This window comes from Mesorhizobium sp. NPDC059054 (genome assembly GCF_042739215.1).
Taxonomy (GTDB): Bacteria; Pseudomonadota; Alphaproteobacteria; order Rhizobiales; family Rhizobiaceae; genus Mesorhizobium.
In genome coordinates, this window is record NZ_JBHYHV010000008.1 from 107943 (window position 1) to 131602 (window position 23660).

The 23660-nt window shown below is 61.8% G+C and carries 24 protein-coding genes; 7 read left to right on the top strand and 17 right to left on the bottom strand.

From position 1 onward, the window contains the following. Positions 1 to 70 precede the first annotated feature (70 nt). From ACFWXH_RS28785 to ACFWXH_RS28795, 3 genes are all read right to left on the bottom strand, one after another. On the bottom strand, positions 71 to 1603 hold the full coding sequence (locus tag ACFWXH_RS28785; RefSeq protein WP_379124861.1) for a SpoVR family protein: 1533 nt from the start codon (positions 1601 to 1603) through the stop codon (positions 71 to 73). A 111-nt stretch (positions 1604 to 1714) separates the two neighbouring features. Beyond that, the gene (locus tag ACFWXH_RS28790; RefSeq protein WP_379124862.1) at positions 1715 to 3025 is read right to left on the bottom strand and encodes a YeaH/YhbH family protein; all 1311 of its coding nucleotides are present in this window, start codon (positions 3023 to 3025) and stop codon (positions 1715 to 1717) included. Positions 3026 to 3041: 16 nt separating this feature from the next. Next, positions 3042 to 4991 carry a PrkA family serine protein kinase gene (locus ACFWXH_RS28795; protein ID WP_054313495.1) on the bottom strand — a complete coding sequence of 650 codons (1950 nt, stop codon included), beginning with the start codon at positions 4989 to 4991 and terminating at the stop codon, positions 3042 to 3044. 264 nt (positions 4992 to 5255) lie between these two features. On the opposite strand from ACFWXH_RS28795, the gene paaG reads away from it, so the two are divergent. The 4 genes from paaG (at position 5256) to ACFWXH_RS28815 (ending at position 8495) form a co-directional block, all read left to right on the top strand. Then, positions 5256 to 6050 carry a 2-(1,2-epoxy-1,2-dihydrophenyl)acetyl-CoA isomerase PaaG gene (paaG, locus tag ACFWXH_RS28800; protein WP_379124863.1) on the top strand — a complete coding sequence of 265 codons (795 nt, stop codon included), beginning with the start codon at positions 5256 to 5258 and terminating at the stop codon, positions 6048 to 6050. Next, positions 6047 to 6487 (top strand): hydroxyphenylacetyl-CoA thioesterase PaaI, encoded by a 441-nt coding sequence (gene paaI, locus ACFWXH_RS28805; RefSeq protein ID WP_379124864.1) that lies wholly within the window; start codon positions 6047 to 6049, stop codon positions 6485 to 6487. Before paaG ends, paaI begins: the two co-directional genes overlap by 4 nt. A gap of 73 nt (positions 6488 to 6560) precedes the next feature. Continuing rightward, positions 6561 to 7871: a phenylacetate--CoA ligase PaaK gene (paaK, locus tag ACFWXH_RS28810; protein WP_379124865.1), complete on the top strand. Its 1311-nt coding sequence runs from the start codon at positions 6561 to 6563 to the stop codon at positions 7869 to 7871. Between the two features lie 27 nt (positions 7872 to 7898). Next, positions 7899 to 8495: a TetR/AcrR family transcriptional regulator gene (locus ACFWXH_RS28815; RefSeq protein ID WP_379124866.1), complete on the top strand. Its 597-nt coding sequence runs from the start codon at positions 7899 to 7901 to the stop codon at positions 8493 to 8495. A 4-nt stretch (positions 8496 to 8499) separates the two neighbouring features. Here the strand turns inward: ACFWXH_RS28815 and ACFWXH_RS28820 are convergent, their stop codons facing one another. Continuing rightward, complete coding sequence (locus tag ACFWXH_RS28820) at positions 8500 to 11937, bottom strand: indolepyruvate ferredoxin oxidoreductase family protein (protein WP_379124868.1); 3438 nt, start codon at positions 11935 to 11937, stop codon at positions 8500 to 8502. A gap of 152 nt (positions 11938 to 12089) precedes the next feature. Between ACFWXH_RS28820 and ACFWXH_RS28825 the strand changes: the two genes are divergently transcribed. Then, the gene (locus ACFWXH_RS28825) at positions 12090 to 12548 is read left to right on the top strand and encodes an Lrp/AsnC family transcriptional regulator (protein ID WP_379124870.1); all 459 of its coding nucleotides are present in this window, start codon (positions 12090 to 12092) and stop codon (positions 12546 to 12548) included. Positions 12549 to 12550: 2 nt separating this feature from the next. Here the strand turns inward: ACFWXH_RS28825 and paaZ are convergent, their stop codons facing one another. Genes paaZ through ACFWXH_RS28870 form a run of 9 tightly spaced genes read right to left on the bottom strand, consistent with a single transcriptional unit; the run spans position 12551 to position 19631 of the window. Continuing rightward, complete coding sequence (gene paaZ / locus ACFWXH_RS28830) at positions 12551 to 14611, bottom strand: phenylacetic acid degradation bifunctional protein PaaZ (RefSeq protein ID WP_379124871.1); 2061 nt, start codon at positions 14609 to 14611, stop codon at positions 12551 to 12553. A 38-nt stretch (positions 14612 to 14649) separates the two neighbouring features. Continuing rightward, positions 14650 to 15420, bottom strand: coding sequence for a Phenylacetic acid catabolic protein (locus ACFWXH_RS28835; protein ID WP_379124872.1), 771 nt, complete (start codon positions 15418 to 15420; stop codon positions 14650 to 14652). Beyond that, entirely contained in the window at positions 15410 to 16483 is a 1074-nt protein-coding gene (gene paaE / locus ACFWXH_RS28840; RefSeq protein ID WP_379124873.1) for a 1,2-phenylacetyl-CoA epoxidase subunit PaaE, read from the bottom strand. Before paaE ends, ACFWXH_RS28835 begins: the two co-directional genes overlap by 11 nt. A gap of 7 nt (positions 16484 to 16490) precedes the next feature. Beyond that, positions 16491 to 16994: a 1,2-phenylacetyl-CoA epoxidase subunit PaaD gene (gene paaD / locus ACFWXH_RS28845; protein WP_379124874.1), complete on the bottom strand. Its 504-nt coding sequence runs from the start codon at positions 16992 to 16994 to the stop codon at positions 16491 to 16493. Positions 16995 to 17001: 7 nt separating this feature from the next. Continuing rightward, positions 17002 to 17763, bottom strand: coding sequence for a 1,2-phenylacetyl-CoA epoxidase subunit PaaC (gene paaC, locus ACFWXH_RS28850; RefSeq protein ID WP_379124875.1), 762 nt, complete (start codon positions 17761 to 17763; stop codon positions 17002 to 17004). Beyond that, positions 17763 to 18047, bottom strand: a complete 285-nt coding sequence (gene paaB / locus ACFWXH_RS28855; RefSeq protein ID WP_326895461.1) for a 1,2-phenylacetyl-CoA epoxidase subunit PaaB — start codon at positions 18045 to 18047, stop codon at positions 17763 to 17765. The genes paaC and paaB overlap by 1 nt, the downstream gene beginning before the upstream one ends. Beyond that, positions 18044 to 18457: a hypothetical protein gene (locus ACFWXH_RS28860; RefSeq protein ID WP_379124876.1), complete on the bottom strand. Its 414-nt coding sequence runs from the start codon at positions 18455 to 18457 to the stop codon at positions 18044 to 18046. The genes paaB and ACFWXH_RS28860 overlap by 4 nt, the downstream gene beginning before the upstream one ends. Before the next feature lie 18 nt (positions 18458 to 18475). After that, the gene (gene paaA / locus ACFWXH_RS28865; protein ID WP_379124877.1) at positions 18476 to 19474 is read right to left on the bottom strand and encodes a 1,2-phenylacetyl-CoA epoxidase subunit PaaA; all 999 of its coding nucleotides are present in this window, start codon (positions 19472 to 19474) and stop codon (positions 18476 to 18478) included. A gap of 22 nt (positions 19475 to 19496) precedes the next feature. Next, positions 19497 to 19631: a hypothetical protein gene (locus tag ACFWXH_RS28870; RefSeq protein WP_379124878.1), complete on the bottom strand. Its 135-nt coding sequence runs from the start codon at positions 19629 to 19631 to the stop codon at positions 19497 to 19499. Between the two features lie 255 nt (positions 19632 to 19886). Between ACFWXH_RS28870 and ACFWXH_RS28875 the strand changes: the two genes are divergently transcribed. Continuing rightward, positions 19887 to 20261, top strand: a complete 375-nt coding sequence (locus tag ACFWXH_RS28875) for a GNAT family N-acetyltransferase (protein WP_161808146.1) — start codon at positions 19887 to 19889, stop codon at positions 20259 to 20261. Between the two features lie 127 nt (positions 20262 to 20388). Here ACFWXH_RS28875 and ACFWXH_RS28880 read toward each other — a convergent pair whose 3' ends face one another. Beyond that, on the bottom strand, positions 20389 to 20562 hold the full coding sequence (locus ACFWXH_RS28880) for a hypothetical protein (RefSeq protein WP_161808147.1): 174 nt from the start codon (positions 20560 to 20562) through the stop codon (positions 20389 to 20391). Positions 20563 to 20950: 388 nt separating this feature from the next. Here ACFWXH_RS28880 and ACFWXH_RS28885 point away from each other — a divergent pair, with 388 nt between their 5' ends. Beyond that, positions 20951 to 22135: a GGDEF domain-containing protein gene (locus ACFWXH_RS28885; protein ID WP_379124879.1), complete on the top strand. Its 1185-nt coding sequence runs from the start codon at positions 20951 to 20953 to the stop codon at positions 22133 to 22135. A gap of 24 nt (positions 22136 to 22159) precedes the next feature. Here ACFWXH_RS28885 and ACFWXH_RS28890 read toward each other — a convergent pair whose 3' ends face one another. The 3 genes from ACFWXH_RS28890 to ACFWXH_RS28900 are packed head-to-tail and all read right to left on the bottom strand — an operon-like array spanning position 22160 to position 23645. Continuing rightward, a complete protein-coding gene (locus tag ACFWXH_RS28890) occupies positions 22160 to 22603 on the bottom strand; it encodes a c-type cytochrome (RefSeq protein ID WP_379124880.1) in 444 nt (147 codons plus the stop codon). Between the two features lie 3 nt (positions 22604 to 22606). After that, positions 22607 to 23113, bottom strand: a complete 507-nt coding sequence (locus tag ACFWXH_RS28895; RefSeq protein WP_379124881.1) for a c-type cytochrome — start codon at positions 23111 to 23113, stop codon at positions 22607 to 22609. Beyond that, positions 23106 to 23645, bottom strand: coding sequence for a methylamine dehydrogenase light chain (locus ACFWXH_RS28900; RefSeq protein WP_054313514.1), 540 nt, complete (start codon positions 23643 to 23645; stop codon positions 23106 to 23108). The genes ACFWXH_RS28895 and ACFWXH_RS28900 overlap by 8 nt, the downstream gene beginning before the upstream one ends. Positions 23646 to 23660 lie beyond the last annotated feature (15 nt).

Genomic DNA, 23660 nt, shown 5'->3' on the forward strand with positions numbered 1-23660 from the left:
GGCTGGCCAGGGCCTTGTGGCGAGAGGCTTAACGAGAAAGAGCGGTCCATTCAGCGCTGGTTTTCGAGGCTCATTCTGCGATCTGGCTGGTTGCGCGATCGGCAATCGTCGCTCCGGTTTCGGCATCCACGGACGCCAAGCTGACCTCGTAACCCCAAAGCCTTCTGATATGACGCAGCGTGTCGTCGCGGCTTTTGTCTTCCAGAAGGACGCCGTTCCTCACCTCGTGCTGCAGCCGCAGGTGGCGGTCGCCGAGCAGATCGACATCCACGACCTGTATGTCCGGTCTGTTTGCACCGACCTCGTAGCTATGCGCCAGGACGGAACGTATTTTCTCGTAGCCACGTTCGTTGTGGATCGAGGCCACCTTGTAGTGAGGTTCGTCAGCGCCGTCGACCAACAGGAACAACCGCCATTTTCGGATCAGGGCAGGGCTGAGATACTGGCGGATGAAGGACTCGTCGCGGTGGTCGGCCCAGGCTTCGAGCAATATTCTTCGCCAATCGCCACTACCGGCGATATCTGGGAACCAGTCGCGATCCTCTTCCGTCGGCTCTGTCGCGATGCGCTTGATATCCTGCATCATGTCCAGCCCGAGCGCATAGGGGTTGATGCCGGAAAAACGGGGATCGTCGAAGCCTGGCTGGAAGACAACGTTCGAGTGATTGCTTAGCATTTCGAGCAGGGCGCCCTCGCTGATGCGGCCGCGATCGAACAGCATGTTCATCAGCGTATAGTGGACGAAAGTGGCGCAGCCTTCGTTCATCACCTGGGTTTGCCGCTGCGGGTAGAAATACTGCGCGATGACCCGCACGATGCGGATGATCTCGCGCTGCCAGGGTTCCAGGGTCGGACTGTTCTTTTCCAGGAAATAGAGCAGGTTCTCTTCCGGCAGATTGAGGTTCTTTTTCCGCTCGGCCTGATTTTGGTCTTCGCTGCTTCCCCGCGACGCCGGTAGTGTACGCCATAGGTCGTTGTAGGACCGTTCTTCGTATTCCAGCCGTTCGCGCAGTCCCTTGCGTTGCTGCTCCGACGACAGTTTGGGCGGCCGCTGATAGCGGAATACGCCCTGCTCCTTCAATGCGTGCGCTGCATCCAGGATCTCCTCGACGGCGGCAAGACCGTGACGCTCTTCGCAGCGAGCAATATAGTCCTTCGCAAAGTCCAGGTAGCTGAGGATCATCGCCGCGTCGGTCCACTGGCGGAACAGATGATTGTTCTTGAAGAAATGATTGTGGCCGAGAGCGGCATGCGCTGTGACCAGGGCCTGCAGGGCCATCGTGTTTTCTTCCATGAGATAGACGATGCAGGGGTTGGAATTGATGACCAGCTCATAGGCCAGTCCACGGCCGCCTTTGCGGTAGAGCAACTCCTGATAGAGGAAATGCTTGCCGAACGACCAATGACGATACATCAGCGGCATACCGACCGATGCGTAGGCGTCGAGCATCTGTTCGGACGAAATGATCTCCAATTGAGTTGGATAGACATCGAGTTGAAGTTCCTCGACGGCGATTTCCTCGATCGCTTCGTAAACCTGCGACAGTTTCCTGAAATCCCAGTCGGAACCGGAAAAGAGTAGGCGCGCCTTGCTCGCTGGCATGGTACCTCCTAGAGCATGATCCCGAAAAGTTGACAGACTTTTCGGACAAAGATCATGCGATAAAACAAAGAGATAGAGCGGAGTAACGGTTCATCTTGATCGCATTCCGCTCTAGGTACTTTTGCCGATCGTCGGCTGTTTGGTGAAGAGCTTCCGGAAAACCGGATATATGTTGGCTGCCTTGGCGATCCGGCTCATCTGGAAATTCGGCCAGCGGCCGGCGACCTTGCTGTAGGCCTGCCACAGCGATGTTCCATTTTCGGTCGCGCCGAAAATCTCGCTTTCGCGTTCATCGATGATCTCGATATAGGCGAAATACTGGCACAGGCGCATCAACTCGCCATCGAGCAGAGCAATGCATCGCTCGGAATCGGAAAAGAAGTTGTCGCCATCCGAAGCCTGCGCCGCATAGATGTTCCACTCGCTCACCGGATAGCGCTTGGCGATGATGTGATGCATCTCTTCGAGCGCCGTGGAGACGACCGTGCCGCCGCTTTGCGTGGAGTAGAAGAAGGTTTCCTCGTCCACTTCATGTGCTTCGTGGGTATGGCGGATGAAGACGATTTCGGTGCGTTTGTAGCGACGCTGCAGGAACAGGTGCAGCAGCACAAAGAAACGCTTGGCGAGGTCCTTCTCACGCTCTCCCATGGAACCGGACACGTCCATCAGGCAGAACATGACGGCATTGGCATTGGGCAGAGGCTGCGGTTCGAAGCGATTGAAGCGGATATCGACCGGATCGACATAGGCAATCTTTCTGCGGCGCCGCTCCAGTCGCTCGAGCTCTTCATTCAAGGCCACGATGCGCTGGAGGATTGCCTCGCTGGATGGCTGAACCTGCAGAAATGCGAGTTCCTGTTCGATCGCCTCAATGTCTCCGCGCTTGGGGCGTTTGAGGGCGATACGACGGCCGTAGCTGTTTCGCATCGTGCGCCCGACATTGATGTTGGTCGGGGCGCCGCTTTGGGTGAAACCGGCGCGGCGCGGCTTGAATGCGACGATTTCCTTGAGGCTCAGCTTGACGAGGTCAGGCAGTTCGAGGTCTTCGAAGAAAAGATCGAGAAACTCCTCGCGCGAAAGCACGAAGCGAAAATCGTCTTCCGAAGCGGTGTCACCCGGCGTCGACGATCCGAAGCCACCCTGGCCTCGCTTGGGGATCAAATCCCCCACGGCGAACTGCTTGTTGCCGACCAGGATGCGCTCGCGGCGACCGCTGTTCTTCGCGTCATCGAAGTTCGGCTCGCCGGTGCCCTTCTTTGGTATCGGCAGGGTATGCTCGGCATCGACCTCGGCGATCCGACGGCTTCGGATTTCGTCGCGAACGTTCTGCTTCAGCTCCTCGCGCGCCCGTTTCAAGAAGCGCTGGCGATTGGCGAGGCTCCTGTCCTTCGGGTTCAGTCGACGATCGATGAAGATCGGCATGGAACCATCCCGGCTCTTAACCGGCCTTGTTGACCCGCATGTACCAATCGACCAGCCGGCGTACCTGCCGTTGGGTGTAGCCGCGTTCCACCATCCGCTGCACGAACTCGTTGTGACGCTTTTCGGTAACGCTATCCTGCTTCGATCCGAAGCTAATGACCGGCAGGAGATCCTCGACCTGGCCGAACATGCGCTTCTCGATCACTTCACGCAGCTTCTCATAACTGGTCCACGACGGATTGCGGCCGTTGTTGCGGGCCCGCGCACGCAGCGTGAACTTCACCACCTCGTTGCGGAAATCCTTGGGGTTGGCGATGCCGGCCGGTTTCTCGACCTGCGACAGCTCGTTGTCCAGAACCTCCCGATCGAGGATCTGGCCGGTGTCGGGGTCCTTGTAGTCCTGGTCTTCGATCCAGGCATCGGCATAGGCGATATAGCGGTCGAACAGGTTCTGGCCGTACTCGCTGTAGGATTCCAGATAGGCCTTCTGGATTTCGTGGCCGATGAATTCCGCGTAACGCGCGGCGAGTTCCGACTTGATGAATTCCAGATAGGACGCCTCGGTCTCCTTCGGGAACTGCTCCCGCTTGATCGCCTCTTCCAGGATGTACATGAGATGGACGGGATCGGCCGCCACTTCCTTGGTGTCGTAATTGAAGGTTTGCGACAGGATCTTGAAGGCGAAGCGTGTGGAGACGCCGTTCATGCCTTCGTCGACGCCCGCAGTATCACGATACTCCTGGACGGATTTCGCTCTCGGGTCGATCTCCTTCAGATTTTCCCCGTCATAGATGCGCATCTTTGTGTAGAGAGGGGAATTGTCGTGCTCGGCGAGCCGGGTCGAGACCGAAAAACGGCTCAGTATATCGAGCACTTCCGGAGCGCAGGGGCTGCTGGCCAGTTCGCTCTCGCGCAGCAGCTTTTCATAGATCTGCCTCTCCTCGGTGACCCTCAGGCAGTAAGGCACCTTGACCACCAGAATGCGGTCGAGGAAGGCTTCGTTGTTCCTGTTGGTCTTGAACTGCTGCCACTCCGACTCGTTGGAATGGGCCACGATGATGCCCTGATAAGGGAAAGCCCCGAAATTCTCCGTGCCGTTGTAGCTGCCCTCCTGGGTCGCCGTCAGCAGCGGATGCAGGACCTTGATGGGTGCCTTGAACATCTCGACGAATTCCAGCAGGCCTTGCGTGGTGCGGTTCAGCCCACCGCTGTAGGAATAGGCATCCGGATCCGATTGGCTGAAGTTTTCGAGCTGTCTGATGTCGACCTTGCCGACCAGGGCCGAGACGTCCTGGTTGTTCTCGTCACCGGGCTCGGTCTTGGCAATGGCGATCTGCCGCAGTCTCGACGGCATCAGCTTGACGACGCTGAACTTGGAGATGTCACCGGACATTTCATCGAGACGCTTGGCGGCCCAGGGTGAGATCAGGCCGTTGAGCCTGCGCCGGGCGATCCCGTATTTATCCTCCAGCAAATCTCCCATGCGGTCGGGCTGGAAAAGTCCAAGGGGCGACTCGAAGATCGGGCTGATTTCGTTGCCGACCTTCAGCGTATAGATCGGACGTTGCTCCATCAGTTTTTTCAGCCGCTCGGCGAGCGAGGATTTGCCGCCGCCGACGGGACCCAGAAGATAGAGGACCTGCTTGCGTTCCTCGAGGCCTTGGGAAGCATAACGGAAATAGCCTGCTATCCGCTCGATCGTGTCTTCCATGCCGTAGAAGTCAGCGAAGGATGGATACACCTTGACGGTGCGGTTTGAGAAAATCCGCCCGAGCCGTTCGTCCTTGCTGGTGTCTATGAGATTTGGCTCACCGATCGCCTCGACCATGCGTTCCGGGGCGGTGGCATACATGGATTTGTCTTCGCGGCAGGCAAGCAGATATTGCTGGATGCTGATTTCCTCTTGCGCCGCACTCTTATAGATCTCCGAAAAAAGATCGAAGACGTCCGCCTGATGTTCAGTCATGGCAATTCGCGCCTCTGGGTCCGCAAAGCTGATAGACCGCTTCGTCTATATTCAACTGCTAGAAGGCTTGGTGGTTCCGCGTTGCGGTGATGATTATCGCGAATGTTTGAGGATCGGCGGAGGGAACCAGTTGTTCGTTGGCCTGAGCTCTCGACGGCATCGAAGCCGCGGTCCAGAATGTCAGTTTATTATTGACCGACCGGTCGGATTATGCAACTGTCAAGCCTTCGCCAAGGAGGAGCTGGCGGGACCGGAGGAGATGACGTGACGCAATCCGATACGCTGTTGGTAACGGTAGCCGACGGCGTCATGACGCTGACGCTCAACCGTCCAGACAAGCTGAACTCCTTCAATCCGGAACTGCACAAGGCCCTGCGCGCAGCCTTTGAGCGGGCACATGATGACGCAGCGATCCGCGCGGTTCTGCTGACCGGCGCCGGCCGCGCCTTCTGCGCCGGCCAGGATCTCGGCGATCGCGACCCGCGCAACGCCATCGAGGCGCCCGATCTCGGTCACACCATCGAGACCTTCTACAATCCGCTGCTGCGCCTCATCCGGTCTTTGGATAAACCTGTCATCTGTGCGGTCAACGGTGTTGCTGCCGGTGCCGGCGCCAACATTGCGCTGGCCTGCGATATCGTGCTTGCCGCCAAGTCCGCCAAGTTCATCCAGGCTTTCTCGAAGATCGGCCTGATCCCCGATTCAGGCGGCACCTGGACCTTGCCGCGCCTTCTCGGTGAAGCGCGCGCCAAGGCTCTGGTGCTGACCGCAGAACCCTTGCCGGCGCAAACCGCCGCCGACTGGGGTTTGATTTGGAAGGCGGTCGACGACGACCAGCTCATGCCTGAGGCAAGCGCGTTGGCGAAGCGTCTGGCGGCGGGCGCAACCTTTGGCATCGGCCTGGCCAAGCAGGCTATCCATGCCAGTGCCGCCAACACGCTTGACCAGCAGCTCGACCTCGAACGGGACTTGCAGCGCAAGGCGGGCCGCAGTGCCGACTACGCCGAAGGCGTCGCGGCGTTTCTGGAGAAGCGTGCGCCGGAGTTCAAAGGCAAATGACGATCAATATGAGCGATCCGCAGGCCGTCGCGATTGCCTCGGCCGAAGCGATGTGGCGGGACGATCGCGCTTCGCAACATCTCGGCATGGAATTGGAGCATATCGGGCCAGGTGAGGCGACGATTTCCTTCACCGTGACCGATCTCATGACCAATGGCCACAACACCTGCCATGGCGGCTACATGTTCACCTTGGCGGACTCGGCCTTTGCCTTCGCTTGCAACAGCTACAATCAGCGCGCGGTGGCGCAGCATTGCTCCGTCAGCTTCGTCGCGCCGGCGTTCCTCGGTGACCGGTTGACAGCACGTGCCCGCGAGGTTTCGCGCGCCGGCCGCAACGGCATCTACGATATCGCGGTGACCAACCAGAAAGGCGAGCGGGTCGCGGAATTCCGCGGTCACTCGCGTACAGTCAAGGGAACACATCTGCCGGCATAGAGCGCCGCGCGTTCATTTTGGATGCGCAAAGGGCGCTCCAGCATCGAATTGCCGCACAATCTGGGAGGATTGAATGGAAGACCTGTCTCCGCGCCCGGGTGATCTGGATCCGATCGAGATTGCTTCGCGCGACGAGATTGCAGCACTACAGCTGAAGCGGTTGAAGGCAACGCTCGACCATGCCTACCGCAACTCGCCGCACTACAAGGCGAAGTTCGATGCGGCCGGCGTCCATCCCGACGATCTGAGGCAGCTGTCGGACCTGTCGAAATTCCCGTTCACCGTCAAAAAGGACCTGCGCGACACCTATCCGTTCGGCATGTTCGCGGTGCCGCGCGAAAAGCTGGCACGTGTCCATGCTTCATCCGGAACGACGGGTAAGCCGACCGTCGTCGGTTACACCAAGAACGATATCGACATGTGGGCAACCTGTGTCGCGCGCTCGATCCGGGCGTCGGGCGGCAGACCTGGCGACATCTGCCATGTCGCCTATGGCTATGGCTTGTTCACCGGCGGCCTCGGCGCCCACTACGGCGCTGAAAAGCTCGGCTGTACGGTGGTGCCGATCTCCGGTGGCATTACCGAGCGCCAGGTGTCGCTGATCGAGGATTTCAAGCCGCGCATCATCATGGTGACGCCATCCTATATGCTGTCGATTCTGGATGAATACCGGCGGATCGGCATCGACCCGCGTTCCTCGTCGCTGGCGGTCGGCATCTTCGGCGCCGAACCCTGGACCAACGCCATGCGTGAGGAGATCCAGAACGACTTCGACATGCATGCCGTCGACATCTACGGCCTGTCGGAAGTCATCGGTCCTGGCGTCGCCAATGAATGCGTCGAGACCAAGGACGGCCTGCATGTGTGGGAGGATCATTTCTATCCGGAGATCATCGATCCTGAGACAGGCGAGGTGATGCCGGACGGTGAAATGGGCGAGCTGGTCTTTACCTCGCTGACCAAGGAAGCACTGCCGATCATCCGCTATCGGACGCGCGATCTGACCCGCCTGCTGCCGGGCACGGCGCGCTCCATGCGGCGCATCGAGAAGATCACCGGCCGCTCCGATGACATGATGATCTTGCGCGGCGTCAATGTCTTCCCGACTCAGATCGAAGAACAGCTGCTCAAATGCGCCGGCCTCGCGCCGCATTTCCAGATCGTGCTGAGCCGAGAGGGTCGTCTGGACTGTATGACCGTCCATGTCGAGGCCATGCCGCACGCTGTTGACGCCGCTCAGCGCGGTACCTCAGCCAAAGAACTTGCGCACCATATCAAGAGCGTGGTGGGTGTGAGCACGAAGATCGTGGTCGGCGATCCCGATTCGGTCGAGCGTTCTGCCGGCAAGGCCAGGCGGATCGTCGACAACAGACCCAAGACATGATCATGCGCCGGACAAAGAGATAGGAAGATGGCAAGGACGAGAGCTGCGGATTTCGACGAGAAACGGCGCAGCATTCTCGACAGCGCCGCGACGGTCTTCGCCAAACTTGGCATGGAACGCGCCTCGATGGCGCAGATCGCGCAGGAGAACAACGTCTCCAAGGCGCTGCTCTACCACTACTACCCGAGCAAGGAATTGCTGCTGTTCGACATCGGGCGAACCCATCTGGTCGAACTCGAACAGGCAATCCTCGCCGCCGATCGTCCGGATCTCGAGCCGCGGCAGCGTCTGCGTCATCTGATCGGCGGGGTGCTCGAAAATTACCGTACCGCCGCCAATTTCCAGCAAGTCCTGCTCAACGGCACGGGCTCGCTTTCTGAAATGCAGAAGACCGAGCTGCAGCAGATGGAGCGCCGCATCGTGAAGGCGTTCTCCGACGTGCTCACCGACATCAACCCTGAGCTCGGCAAGGCACGCGCCGGCATCACGCCCGTCACCATGTCGTTGTTCGGCATCCTCAACTGGGCCTACACCTGGTTCAAGCCGAGCGGCGCGCTGAATCGCGAAGGCTATGCCGACATGGTGACAGCACTGTTCCTCGATGGCGTGAATTCGCTGCGCTAATCCCTTATGCCGCCCGTCTTGTCTCTTTCGGGCGGTCGAGCAAGGTGGCAACCCGCGCCTTGACCTTCGCGACAGCTTCCTCTTTCACCGGTCCGTAGCCGCGGATATCCATCGGCGCTTTGGCGAGCTCGACCAGTTCGGCGGGAGAGCGTGCCGGGAGTTGCCCGATGATCCGGTCAACCAAGTCCTGGTACCAGTCGATCAGTTCCCGCTCCATCCGGCGCTCCGCCGTGTAGCCGAACGGATCGAAGGCCGTGCCGCGCAGCCGCTTCATCCGGGCCATGACCCGCAACGGCGTCTGTATCCACTGGCCGAACTGGCGTTTGCGGGGCCGTCCCCGCGCGTCCTTCCCGCCGCCCATGAATGGCGGTGCGAAGTGGTAATTGACCTTGTAGTCTCCATCGAACTCGCGCCTGAGTTCGGTAAGGAAACCCGTCTGCATGTGCAGCCGCGCCACCTCATACTCGTCCTTGTAGGACATCAGCTTGAACAGGGAGCGCGCGACCGCATCCGTCAGAGCCTCCGAGCTGAACGGTCGCTCGGCGCTGCGAACCCGCTCCACGGTCGCGCGATAACGCTGCGCCCAGGCACGATCCTGGTAATCGACGAGAAAAGCCTCGCGTCGCGCGATCATCTCATCGAGGCTTTCACTTGCCATGGCGGGCTGATCGGCGATCAGCGGTCGCGGGTCGGCGGCAGCCAGCCGCCCGGCGGCGAAAGCCTGTTTGTTGCGTTCGACGGCAATGCCGTTCAGCTCGATCGCCCGTTGCAGCGCGTTGTGTTCGATGGGCACCAGCCCTCGCTGCCAGGCATAGCCGAGCAGGATGATGTTGGCGAAGACCGCATCGCCGAACAGCCGCTCGGCAAGGGCGTTGGCATCCAGCGCACGTACGTTGCCGGCTCCGGCCACGCGTTCGATCTCCTTCAGCCGGCGACGGGTCGAAAGATCGGCATCGCGCAGCCGCACGATGTCACCGGTCGGCATTTCCGCCATGTTGACCACCGCTTGCATGCCGGTCCGGTAGCAGGCGGAAGCCTTCGGTGAAGACGACACCACGATGTCGCCGCCGATCAGCGCATCCGCCGCCCCGGCATCGATGCGCACCTGATTGATGGCATCGGGCGTTGCCGCCAGCCGGATGAAGGAAAGCACCGGGCCGAACTTTTGCGCGAAGCCGGTGAAGTCGAGCACCGAGCTGCCTTTGCCTTCCAGATGTGCCGCCATTGAGATCAGCGCGCCGACGGTCACCACGCCGGTACCGCCGACACCGGTCACGAGCAGGTCGTATGGTCGGTCGAGTGTGGGCGCATCCGGCAGGGGCAGTGCGGCAGCGCGGGCGCCGAAATCCTCATTGCTGGCCTGACGCTTGCGCCGCACCGCGCCTTCGACCGTCACGAAGCTCGGGCAGAAACCGTTCAGGCAGGAGAAATCCTTGTTGCAGTTGGAAAGGTTGATCTTGCGCTTACGGCCGAACGGCGTCTCCTTCGGCTCGACGCTGAGGCAGTTGGACTCGACCGAGCAGTCGCCGCAGCCCTCGCAGACCAGATCGTTGATCCAGGCGAAACGCTTGGGGTCTTCCATCGTACCGCGCTTGCGCCGCCGCCGCTTTTCGGTGGCGCAGGTCTGTTCGTAGATGAGCACCGAGACGCCCTTCACCTCGCGCAGGTCGCGCTGCACGCCATCAAGCTGCGAACGGTGATGCAGGGTGACGCCTGAAGGAAATGCCGCGATGCTGAACTTGTCCGGCTGGTCGGAAACCAGCGCGATGCGCTCCACGCCTTCGGCCCGCACCTCCTGTGCGATCGCCTGAACGCTGATCGGGCCGTCCACCGGTTGGCCGCCGGTCATGGCGACCGCGTCGTTGAACAGAATCTTGTAGGTGATATTGGCCTTTGCCGCGACCGCCTGGCGGATCGCCATCGAACCGGAATGGTAATAGGTGCCTTCGCCGAGGTTCTGGAAGATGTGGCCTTTGCCGGTGAACAGCGAGGATGCCGCCCAGTTCACGCCTTCGCCACCCATCTGGATCAGCGACGTCGTTTCCCGGTCCATCCAGCTCGCCATGAAATGGCAGCCGATACCGGCCAGCGCCTTGGAGCCTTCCGGCACCTTGGTGGACGAATTGTGCGGGCAGCCGGAACAGAAATAGGGCGTGCGCGCCGCGCCCGGCACCTGGATCAGCCGCTCGGATTCCGGCACCAGCGCCGCGGCTCGGTCGAGCAGGCGCAGGTTCGGGAACACCATGTCGAGGCGCTTGGCCACGATCGGCGCCAGCATGCGTGGCGACAGCTCGCCGATCCACGAGATCAGCCTGTTGCCGTCCTCGTCGCGCTTGCCGACCATCGAGTGCGGCTTGTGGCCGGGATAGTCGTAGAAATACTCCTTGAGCTGGCTTTCGATGATGCCGCGCTTCTCCTCTACGACGAGGATCTCCTTCTTCTCCTTCACGAACGCCAGCGCGTCGCGGCGCGCCAGCGGCCACACCATGCCGACCTTGTAGATGTCGATGCCGAGCTTGCGGCAGGCCTTCTCGTCCAGTCCGAGCAGCCGCAGCGCTTCCATCAGGTCGAGATGGGCCTTGCCGGTGGTGACGATGCCGAAACTGGCATCCGCGATATCGTAGATACGCCGGTCGATCGGATTGGCTTCGGCGAAGGCATAGACGGCCATCTTCTTGGCTTCCATGCGTTCTTCGATCTGCGGGCCGGGCAGGTCGGGCCAGCGGTAATGAAGGCCGGTTGGTGGCGGCGTGTAGTCGGGCTGCTGGAACTCGCGGTCGGCGACGACTTCCACCGACTGGCCGCTTTCCACGGTTTCGGAGATCGCCTTGAAGCCGACCCACATGCCGGTGAAGCGCGACAGCGCATAGCCATATTCACCGAAGGCCTGATATTCGCCGACGGAGGAGGGGTTCAGCGTCGGCATGAACCAGGCCATGAAGGCGACGTCGGATTGATGCGGCATGGAAGACGACACACAGCCATGGTCATCTCCGGCGACCACCAGCACGCCGCCATGCGGCGAGGAGCCGTAGGCGTTGCCGTGCTTCAGCGCATCGCCGGCACGGTCGACGCCTGGCCCCTTGCCGTACCACATCGAAAACACGCCTTCGACGGTGCGATCCGGATTGGTTTCGACCTGCTGTGAGCCAAGTACAGCGGTGGCGGCGAGGTCCTCGTTCACCGCTGGCAGGAACTCGATGCCGTGCTGTTTGACCAACTCCTTCGCCCGCCACAGCTCCAGGTCGACGCCGCCAAGCGGTGAGCCGCGATAGCCGGAGACGAAGCCGGCCGTCTTCAGGCCATGCTCCTTGTCGCGCCGCGCCTGGTCGAGCGTGATGCGCACCAGCGCCTGTGTTCCGGTGAGGAAGACACGGCCGCTCTTGTTCGTATAACGGTCGTTGAGATTGTAGTCGGCAAGCGAGGGGGCAGCGTCAGCCACGGCCGGGATCTCCCGAAAGGGTACCATCCAATCCAGTCTACGCTTGCTGCTTGAAATATCCTGCCAGTCTCACCCCGATTTGCTCACGATATGGTCAATTCTGCCGAATTTAGCTAGATAGCTGGTAAGACTAACCGATAGGCGGGATTTCGATGCATCTTACCGAACCGGACAGGATTCTGCTGAGGCTGCTGCAGCAGGATGCCCGCATCTCCAACCAGGAACTGGCCGAGAAGGCGGGCATGTCCACGTCCGCCTGCTGGCGGCGGGTCCGGGCGCTGGAAGAGGCCGGCATCATTTCAGGCTATGGTGCCGTCGTCGATCCGCTGAAGGCCGGTCTGAATTTCTCGGCCGTGGTGCATGTGATGCTGTCGCGCCACGAGGCGGATCACGTCGCCACCTTTGTCTCGCGCGTCGCGTCGCGGCCGGAGGTGCTGGAGTGTTTTTCGACCACCGGCGAGGCCGACTACCACCTGCATGTCGTCTGTCACGACAAGGACGCCTACAACGACTTCCTCGAACACTTCCTGTTCAGGCTCCCCGGCATTGCCCATGTGCGCACCAATCTGGTGCTCAAGGACATCAAGGTGCACGGGCAGGTGCCGGTTTAAGGCTACTGCGGCCAGGTCTTCGCCACCATGGTCAGCACGTCGTATTGCGCCACCACCTGCGCGTCCTGGTTGGTCACCGTGCAGTCCCAGCGCACCTCGCCATAGCTTTCGGTCTCGCGCGGATTGATCTGCTTGGCCGTCAGCGTCACCTGTAGTGTATCGCCCGGGTTGACGGGCGTGAGGAAGCGCAGCGAGTCCACGCCGTAGTTGGCGAGGACCGGCCCCGGCGCCGGATCGACGAACAGGCCGGCGGCGAAAGAGACGATCAGGTAGCCATGCGCCACGCGTCCTTCGAAGAAGGGGTTCGCCTTAGCCGCTTCCTCGTCCATATGGGCGTAGAAGGTGTCGCCGGTGAAATTGGCGAAATGCTCGATATCCTCCAGCGTCACCGTGCGGGTGTCGGTGACCAACTGGTCGCCGATCTCCAGCTCGGCGAGTGACTTGCGGAAGGGATGCACATTGTCATGCTTCGCCTTCGCACCCTGCATCCAGCGACCTGTGACTTCCGAAAGCAGCCAGGGTGCGGCCTGCACCGCCGTGCGCTGCATGTAATGCTTGACCGAACGCATGCCGCCAAGCTCCTCGCCGCCACCGGCGCGGCCGGGTCCGCCATGCACCAGCACCGGTAGCGGCGAGCCGTGGCCGGTCGACGATTTCGCGCTGGCGCGGTTGCCGATCATGACACGCCCGTGCCAAGGCCCCAGCGCATGCACCGTGTCGCGCGCGAATTCCGGATCGTTGGTGAAGACGGATGCCACAAGGCTGCCCTTGCCGCGCCGCGCCAGCACGGCAGCTTCCTCGGCGGTCTCATAGGGAATGATCGTGCTGACCGGCCCGAAGGCCTCCACGTCGTGTACCGCGTTCGCGCCACCCGGCTTGTCGCAATAGAGCAGCACGGGGTTGAGAAATGCGCCGGCCTCCGCATCGCCTGAGACGACGCTCGGTGTGTTCGGGTCGCCGGCGACGATTTCGGCATCGCCCTGCAGATCCTTGATGCGGGCACGCACTTCGTCGCGTTGCGCCAGGCTCGCCAGCGGCCCCATCTTGATGCCTTCCTCGCCTGGATTGCCGAGCGGGGTTTTGGCCAGGCGCTCGCCCAGCGCCTCGATCAGGGCGTCGACGCTGGCGCGCGGAGTGATCACCCGGCGGATCGCCGTGCACTTCTGACCGGCCTTTGCGGTCATCTCGCGCGCCACTTCCTTGACGAAGAGATCGAATTCCTCGGTGCCGGCGACCGCATCGGGTCCGAGGATCGCCGCATTGAGCGAATCCGCCTCCATGGTGAAGCGCACCGAGTTTTCGACGATCGTCGGATGTGCTTTCAGCTTGCGCCCGGTCGCGGCCGAGCCGGTGAAGGTCACGACATCCTGGCAGTCGACATGGTCGAGCAGGTCGCCGACCGAACCGCTGACAAGCTGCAGCGCGCCCTTGGGCAAAATGTCGAACTCGATGATGCGGCGCACCATCAGCTCGGTCAGATAGGCGGTCTGGCTGGCCGGCTTGACGATCGCCGGCATGCCGGCAAGCAGCGTGGGAGCCAGCTTCTCCAGCATGCCCCAACAAGGGAAGTTGAAGGCGTTGATGTGGATCGCCACGCCTTCCAGCGGCGTCAGGATGTGCTGGCCGGAAAAACTGTTGTCGCGCGATAGAAGCTCGACGTCGCCATCGACCAGCGTGTGGGTGTTGGGCAGTTCGCGCCGGCCCTTCGACGCGTAGGAAAGCAGCGTGCCGATGCCGCCTTCGATGTCGATCCAGCTGTCGGTACGGGTGGCACCCGTCGCCGTCGACAGCGCGTAGAATTCTTCCTTGGCCTCCATCAGCGCCTGGCCAAGCGCCTTCAGCATCAGCGCCCGCTCGTGGAAGCTCATCTTGCGCAGTGCCGGGTTGCCTGTTTCGCGGCCGAAACCGAGTGCGGCCTTGAAGTCGATGCCACTGGCGTCGATCAGGGCGACCGGTTCACCGGTCGCGGCATCGAGCAGCGGCACCGCCTTGCCGGTGCCGCGGGCCCATTGTCCGGCGATGTAGGATTCCAGTTGGCGGACATTCTTCAGGGGCGCGTTCATGGCTGGCTCCTCGATGGCTATGAAAGGCGGGCAGGTGATCAGCGCAGGCCGATATCGCCCAGCAAACTGTCGACTTGGCGTGCCCATTCGGCGGCGAGTTCCGCATTGCCGGTATGGCGCAGGCCGAACTTCTTCTGCGTGTCGAAATGCTGCGAGGCAGCGGCGCCGAAGCTTGCCGCGACGCGCGGTCGCCAATAGGCGATCGATGCCGCGGCGGCTGGCCTATTGGCCTTGTCCTGCAGCAGCTTGCGCAGGCCTTCCTCGCCGAGTTCCATGTGCCGGCGCTCGCGCGGCAGGATCGCCCTGAAGATGTCACCCAGCGGCTGGTAGGACAGCCTGGAAAACTCATCGAGCTGGATCGTGACCGCCCGGCCCATCAGCACGTTCATGACGACAGCGTCGAGCCAGTCCTGCAGGGGATAGTGCAGCACGGCCAGCCGCATATCCGAACCGTGGCGGGCTGCGCCCAGGTCGCTGTCGCGGGCGATGCGCGCCGTCCAGGGATGGTGGTTGGCATAGCGCGAGACATCGGCGCCGAACTCGCCCATCACGGCAAGCACGCGCTCGGCATGGTCGAGTTTTTCCAGCACGATGCGGGAAGCGGCGATGCGCTCCTTGATGCCGGGGCCCTGGTTGACGATGTCCGCAAAGCCGGCGGCACCCGCCAGCTCGCTGTCGACGAAGGTCGCCATCAATCGCAGCAATTCGCCGCGATAGCGCGGCGGCGCGTTTTCCGGCGTCGTCAGCTTGCCGCCCTGGGCGAGATAGTCCTCCAGCGGCATGCTTTCTTGCGGATCACTACTGGTCATAGGTCACCACCACATGGTCCGACAAGGGATGGCACTGGCAGGTCAGCACGTAGCCTTGGCGCACCTCGTAGTCCTCCAGCGCGTGGTTGGTCTCCATCTCGACCTCGCCTTCCAGAACCATGGCGCGGCAGGTCGAGCAGACGCCGGCCTTGCAGGCAAAAGGCGCGTCGAGGCTGGCCGCCAGTGCCGCCTCCAGGAGGGTTTCGCCCTTCTTCGCCATTTCGATGATGCGGGTGGAGCCGTCGAGCGTGATCGTCGCCTTGCAGGTCTCGGCTCTGGCGCCATCGGCGGCGGTCTTGACGACATGCTTGGCACGGCGCGGGGCGGAGGCAAACAGCTCGAACTTGATCTGGTCGTCACGCAATCCGTGTTCGCGCAGCGACGCGGCGATCGCCAGCATCATCGGTTCCGGCCCGCAGATGAAGGCCATGTCGACGGCGGCGATGTTGATCCATCCCTTGAACAGGCGCGCGCATTTCTCGGCATCGATGCGGCCGGAGAACAGGTCGATCTCCTGCGCTTCGCTTTCCAGGACGTGCACCACGTTGAAGCGTCCGAGATGGGTGTTCTTGATATCCTCAAGTTCCTCGCGGAACATGATCGAGTTGATCGAGCGGTTGCCGTAGATCAGCGTGAAGCGCGACCCGGGTTCGCGCGCCAGCGTCGTCTTGATCAGCGACAGCACCGGCGTGATGCCGCTGCCGCCGGCGAAGGCGAGATAGTGCCGGCTCACTTCGGGCTGCAGCGGCACGTAGAAGGCGCCCATCGGTGCCATGGCTTCCAGCGCATCGCCCGCTTTCAGTTCCTCATTGGCCCAGGTCGAGAAGGCGCCGCCGTCGACACGCTTGATGCCGACCCGGAGCAGCCCTTCATCCTTGCCTGTGCAGATCGAATAGGAGCGGCGCAACTCCTCGCCGTCGAACGAACGGCGGAAGGTCAGGTACTGGCCCTGCGTGAAGTCGAAGGCCTGGCGGTCTTCATCGCGGGGGGCAAGTGTCACCACCACGGCGTCGCGGGTCTCGCGGCGGATTTCGGTAACCTCAAGGGGGAAGAAGCGGGCCATCGGCGCCTCAGATGCTCTTGAAATAATCGAAGGGTTCCAGGCACTCGGTGCAGCGGTAGTGCGCCTTGCACGGTGTGGAACCGAACTGGCTGATGCGCTCCGTTTTCGTGGAGCCGCATTGCGGGCAGGCGACAGTCAGCGGCTTCAACGCGCCTGCGCAGGCCGCCGTGCCTTCCTGGGGCGGAGCGATGCCATAGGCGCTTAGCTTCTCGCGCCCCGCGGCGCTGATCCAGGCCGTGGTCCAGGCCGGCGACAGCTGCCGCTTGAGTTCGAATTTTTCGATGCCGTGTTCGATCAGGGTCCGTTCGATCTCGAGGTTGATCACGCCGGTTGCCGGGCAACCGGAATAGGTCGGCGTCACCGTCACTTCCAGCGTGTCGCCGCGCCAGGCGACATCACGGATGATGCCGAGATCGATGAGGGAGATGACCGGGATTTCCGGATCCGGGATCTCGGCAAGCCAAGACCAGACCTGGCTGAGACGGGGGCGGGTGATGGCGGCGACGTTCATTGCAGCCTCACCATTTCGCGCCGGGATAGGCGCGCTGCAGGAACTGCATTTCGGCCAGGATGAAGCCAAGGTGCTCGGAATGCACGCCGCGCCTGCCGCCCTTCTGGGCATAGCTCTTGTCGGGCGCCTTGAGCGTGGCCTCGGCAAGCGTGCGATTGACGTGCTGGTCCCAGGCGGGGCGCAAGGAGGCTGGTGCCGGCGCTATGCCGGCCGCCTCCAGCTCATCATCCAACACGTCGCCAAGGAACATCTCGCCGGTATACGGCCACAGGAAGTCCAGTGCCGCCTGCATCCTTACCTGGCTTTCGCGGGTTCCGTCGCCCAGCCGCACGACCAGGTCGGAGCTGCGCTCGAGATGATAGGCAACCTCCTTGGAGGCCTTTTCCGCGATCTCGGCAAGGCGCTTGTCGCTGGAATGGATCAGCGCCTTCAACATCGGCAGATGCCAGGCATCGAACAGGAACTGTCGCATGATGGTGCGACCGAAATCGCCATTGGGCTGCTCGACCAGCAACAGGTTGCGATAGCCGGAGACATCGCGCAGGAAGGCAAGCGTGTCGGCGGTCCTGCCCTTGCCTTCGATCTCGCAAGCAAGACCGAGCCACAACTGCGCCTGGCCGACATGGTCGAGCGCGGTGTTGGCAAGCGCGATGTCTTCCTCGAGCGCTGGCGAATGGCCACACCATTCGGAATCGCGATGGCCGAGGATCAAGCAATTGTCGCCCATGCGCAGCGCGAATTCCGCTATGGTCGCAGGAGTGGCGCTCATTACATGTGTCCCACTTCGTCCGGCACGTCGAAGAAGGTCGGGTGCCGGTAGACCTTGGAATTGGCAGGGTCGAACAACGGGCCTTTGTCGGAGGGCGCGCTGGCCACCACGTCGGACGAGCGCACCACCCAGATGCTCACGCCTTCGTTGCGGCGGGTGTAGACGTCGCGCGCATTGTGGATCGCCATCTTGGCATCCGGCGCATGCAGGCTGCCGACGTGGCGATGGTTGAGACCGTGCTGGCCGCGGATAAAGACTTCCCACAAGGGCCATTCGTTTGTCATGACAGGCTCCTTTGCGCGCTGGCGCCGCGCTCCTTGATAAAAAGGCCGGTCAGCACCACCGCCAAAGCGGCAAGTGCAGCCGTCTGCAGCCAATAGATCGTGGTGCCGCGTCCGCTGAGCACCTCGGCGAGTTCGCTGGACTGGTTGATGTAGGCAAGGCCGATCACCGTCGCCCAGATCGAGATGAGCGCGAATGGCACCACCGCACGGTCACGTGAAGCGACGAAGAACAGCGCCGCATAGGTGACCAGGGTGAAGGAGATGATGCGGTCCTGATAGGCGTAGAAAGGTGTGTCGAAATAAACGAATAGCACCGGCACCTTGAGGCCGAGGAAATGGGCGGCGCCCATGCACAGGAAGAAGACGACACAGACCAGAAGCAGGATCCTCAGGATCGGGGAAGGTGTCATTGTGCGCTCCATCGCGGTTTACGCTGCTGCAGCCGGGGTCTTGCGAACGGTATGTTTTTCGGCATGCGCGGTGAGCGCGTCGCGGAACCAGGCGCCGTCGTCCCAGGCCTTGCGACGGGCTTCCAGCCGTTCGCGGTTGCAGGGGCCGTTGCCGGCGATCACCTCGAAGAACTCGGTCCAGTCCGGCTCGCCGAAGTCATGGCCGCCTTTCTCCTCGTTCCACTTCAGGTCCGGATCGGGAACGGTGAGGCCCAGGAATTTGGCCTGCGGCACAGTCTGGTCGACGAATTTCTGGCGCAGCTCGTCATTCGAATTCTGCTTGATCTTCCAGGCCATCGATTGGGCAGAATGCACCGAGGCATCGTCCGAAGGGCCGAACATCATCAGCGACGGCCACCACCAGCGGTTCAGCGCATCTTGCGCCATCGCCTTCTGCTCGGGCGTGCCCTTGCACAGCACGGTCAGGATGTCGAAACCCTGGCGCTGGTGGAAACTCTCTTCCTTGCAGATGCGCACCATGGCGCGTGCATAGGGTCCGTAGGAGCAGCGCTGCAGCGGCACCTGGTTCATGATCGCTGCGCCGTCGACCAGCCAGCCGACCGCACCGATGTCGGCCCAGCTCAGCGTCGGGTAGTTGAAGATCGAGGAGTACTTCGCCTTGCCGGAATGCAGCTGTCCGTACATCTCGTCGCGGCTGATGCCGAGCGTCTCGGCCGCGCAGTAGAGATAGAGCCCGTGGCCAGCCTCGTCCTGCACCTTGGCGAGCAGGATCGCCTTGCGCTCGAGCGTCGGTGCGCGTGTGATCCAGTTGCCTTCTGGCAACTGGCCGACGATCTCGGAATGAGCATGCTGGGAAATCTGCCGGATCAGCGTCTTGCGATAGGCTTCCGGCATCCATTCCTTCGGCTCGATCTTCTGGCCGGCATCGATGCGCTCCTGGAAGGCGCGTTCCTGCGGCTCCATCTCTTCCAGGCTTTTCACCCGGGCCGCGTCCGTCTTGACCATCTGTGCATACATGGCGACGTCTCCTTTTCGCGCGTCAGACGCGTCCGACGATCAATGCGATGGCGGCGAGGGGAAGTGCTGCCAGACTATCAGTCTGGATCGCCGTCAGCGCGCCGCCATAACGGCCCACCGGCGTGCGAACGGTGTCGCAGATAGAAGCTTCCGGCATGGGTTTCCTCCCCGTCGGTTTGTTCTGCTCTGGTAATTCACCGACCGGTCGGTCATTTAATTGCACAAAATGGCAGTGAGATCAACCGTAAACTGCAGCTGCCACGGTTACAGATGGTGGAGAGGAGTTGGCGGGATAGGTGCCATGTCGCGTCGCTTTCATACGCACTGCGTATGAGTACGCCGGCAAACAAGGGGACTCGCGATGGAGACAAGGTACGCTATATCGAGTGATGTCTCGTCGCTGGCGCAGCTTATGACCGAGCTCGGTTACCCGACTTCCAGCGATGAGATGGCGGCACGGATAGCGGCTGTAGCCAACCGGGCAGACCACGCAATGTTCGTTGCGGTTGAAGATGGCGCTGTTGCGGGGATGGTCGCGGTCTCGACCTCGCCATCGCTTTACCGAAGCGATCCGCAAGGAGCGATTGTCGCGCTCGTTGTTTCCTCCCGTTTTCGGGGCTGCGGGGTTGGCGCATTGCTGGTGGGGTGTGGAGAAACCTGGCTCCGTGATAACGGCGTCAGCTATGTCACGGTGAAGCCCAGCAAACATCGCGAGGATGCACACCGCCTGTACGCCCGGCTTGGGTATGAACACACCGGACTGCGTTTTTCGAAAAGTCTGGACTAGAGCGTTTCCGTTTTTCACGAAAACGCAGAAACGCTCTAACTCTTTTTACGCAATTCCGGACGCAAAACCGATGCGCACTTTTTGCTGGAGTTGCTCCAGCTTCGATGCAACTCTACGGCGCCTCCGACTAGTGCTTCGCCCTCGAGGCGTCATTCAGGATCGCAGAGACTTCGATGCGAGCCATTTCCAAGAGATGCGCCAGCATATCGTGGCCGTCCCGCGCGGCCTCCTCGATCTGCAAGGCGAGGGCTTTGCGAATGCGTTCCAGTTTCTTTCGCTGACCATCGTCTAGCCGATGCATCGGTCGTTCCAACCAGTCGGTGGAACCACTCCGTTGACGAAGGCGGATTCCACAAATGGACAAAAGGCACGTAACCTGTATTCATAACTCAACTTTACCGGGCCTGTCATGCTTAGCGCGTTAAATATCTCGCCAGGGGAGGCGATGCCGTGCTCAGGGCGCGTCGCGATGGTTTGGCGAACCCGACAAGGCGGGCCTGAAACGAGGGGCGTCAAGCCGAACCACATATGAAAGGCTGGCTTTGCCCGGCCCAAAGTAAGGAAATGGAAGGTTTCCGCGGGACGCGTTGACGGAGCGGTAACCGCTCTTGGCTTCGGTCGTTGCGGGTTACCGCCTTCTGTGCGAAAGCTGCCCCCGCGATTCAGGACCGCCGAACCGTCGTACCGCCATGCGTGTCCCTTCCAATCCCCTTGTCCTCATCGGACCCGCCATCCTGCTGGTTTTCGCGGCAAGTTTCGCGGCGATCTGGCTGCGCGACCGGCGACTTCAATATCTGCTGTTCTTTTGCGCGGCCTGCCTGTTCTTCTGCCTCGGAACCCTGTCGCAGATCCTGGCAGTGCCGGACGGGCACGGCCCGAACGCAATGGCATCGTCCTTCCTCTATACGCTGAGCGTGCTTCTGCTCAATGACGGGCTGCTTCGGCGTTCCAGCCAGCGTTTGAGCCTGGCCGGCTATCTCGCCATTCTCGTCCTGATCTGCGGTGGCATTGCCTATTTCTTCTATGTCGATCGCCAGCTGATCGTTCGCATCTACATCCTGAACTTCGGCTACGGGCTGATCTGCCTTGCCACTGCCTGGCGCCTGCGCCAGCTGCGTGGTGGGATGTTTGCCGAGAAGATCCTGTTCTGGATCCTGCTTGCCTTTTCGCTGCATTTCTTCCCACGTACGGTGCTGACGGTCGGCGGCGTGGCGCCATCGGCGGGGGCATTCGGCACGTCGCCTTTCTGGCTGGCGCTGCAGTTTTCGCTGGCGGTTCTGGGCGTCATGCTGGCGCTCGCATTGTTTGCCGTTACCGTGAGCGACATGGTCGCCGACCTGCGCCATGAACGCGCTGTCGATCCCCTCACGGGGGTACTCAACCGGCGCGGCTTTGATGAACGCGCGCAGGAATTGCTTGCCGATGCGCGCAACCGGCCGATCAGTCTCATCCTGGTCGACATCGACCACTTCAAGAGCATCAACGACACGTTCGGGCATCCGGCAGGCGATGCCGTCCTGAAGGATTTTGGCCGTCTGCTGCACACAACGATGCGCCAGGTTGATGTCTGTGGTCGCCTCGGCGGCGAGGAATTTGCCTATCTGCTGCCAAACTGCGATGCGTCCGGCGCCCATGTCTTTGCTCAGCGGTTGAGGGAGAGCGTACGGGAGAACCGTTTCGAGGGATTACCGCAGACGCAACAGCTGACAGCCAGTTTCGGCGTCGCCGCGGCGCGACATGGCGAAAGCCTCAGCGAATTGACCGCACGCGCAGATGCCGCACTCTACCGCGCCAAACGGCAGGGCCGTGACCGGGTCGAGGTGGAGGAACGCACAGCCAAAGGTTCGCCGCTGTCGACGACTGCCGCGGATTAGCGCTGCCAGGATTTGGGAGCTATTTCAGTAGTTAGGCAGCGCATAGCCTTGTTTCTGCAGGTTCTCGGCCACCTTGCGGCGCGCGACAAAGAAGTCGGGCGGCCGGTTGGCGCGCGAATGCGCGATCTCCTCGACCGAATACGGTTCGAACGGCTCGGTCAGCGAATCTTTTGCCAGTGCCGGCACCAGCCAGTTCATCAGCGTCGCCACATCCTTGTCGTTGAGGCCGGAATTCATGATGCCTGGAGCCTGGGTGAGGAAGGTTCGCGACTCCGCCGATTTCATGAAGGTGCCGACGTTGCCGGCCAAGGCGGGGATGCGGCCGACCGTTGCCGCATTGCCTTGCAGGCCATGACAGCCCGAACAATGCAGCCGGTAGAGTATCTGACCGCTCTCCGATGCAGCGGCGGGGAGGATGCCGGCGACAACCATCGAGACCAAGAGGACGGCGAGGGCGACGCTTCTCATCGCTCACTGGACCAGTTGCGAGCGCGTGCCGAGAAGCGCCTTGTGGTCGACCTTGTTGGCGCGCAGTGCCCCGACATCCGCCGCCGTCAGCGGCTTGAAATCGGCCGGGGCGGTGTTCAACGTGGCAAGCACATAATTCGCCAGTGTCGCGATCTCGTCGTCCTTGCGCTGCTTCTGCGCCGGCATGACGCTCTGATAGGTGCGGCCGGCGGCCATCAGCTTGCCGGACAGGCCGTTCAGGATGACTGTCGGCACATAGGTCCGGCTTTCCGCCTTTCCGGCCTTTGCCCAGTCGGCACCGGCGAGTGGTGGCGCCATGCCGGGAATGCCGACGCCTCCCTTGCCGTGACAGGCCCCGCAGGTCTGCGTGAACAGGGCTGCATCGTCGGCCTGCGCGCCGGCCGTGACCAGCATCGCCAGCGCGAAGGCGAGGCTGGTTGCAGCTCTTTGTTTTGGCGCAATTCCGGACGCAAAACCGCTATGCACTTTTGCTGGAATTGCTTTAGCCATTGCTGTTGCCGAGGCCGACGACGGCTGCCACGGTGCAGTGATAATTGCTTTGCGTATTGGCCATGCACCAGTTGATGTCGTTGTGCACGCCCATGCGGTAGCCGGGCCGTTCGCGCAGGTTGAAATTGCACAGGCACTTGCCGCAGGAGGCAACGCCGCAGCAGTCGTTGTAGCTGATCAGATAGTCCTTGCCGTCGCCTGGATTGTGGCAGGTGCCGACCCACGTCACCGCCGAGACCTGCGCATTGGGCGGGCATTGGTTGATCGTGCCGCCGCAGCAGGTGCACAGGAAGCCGTCGAGCGCGCAATAACGCCAGTATTCGCATTCCTGGTCGGTCTTTTCCGCGGCAGCACGGGCGGTGCCGCCGCCATCCCGGTCGAACGGCAGCAGCGGCATGATCGCGCCGCCGACGGCCACCTTGCCGACGAAGGACAGGAAGGTACGGCGACCGAGCCGGTGCGCCATCTGCCGCGATCCTCGCTCCGTGACGTGGTCGATGGCACCGAACAGTTTGTCGATCAGTTTCGACATAGCGTGTCTCCCCTA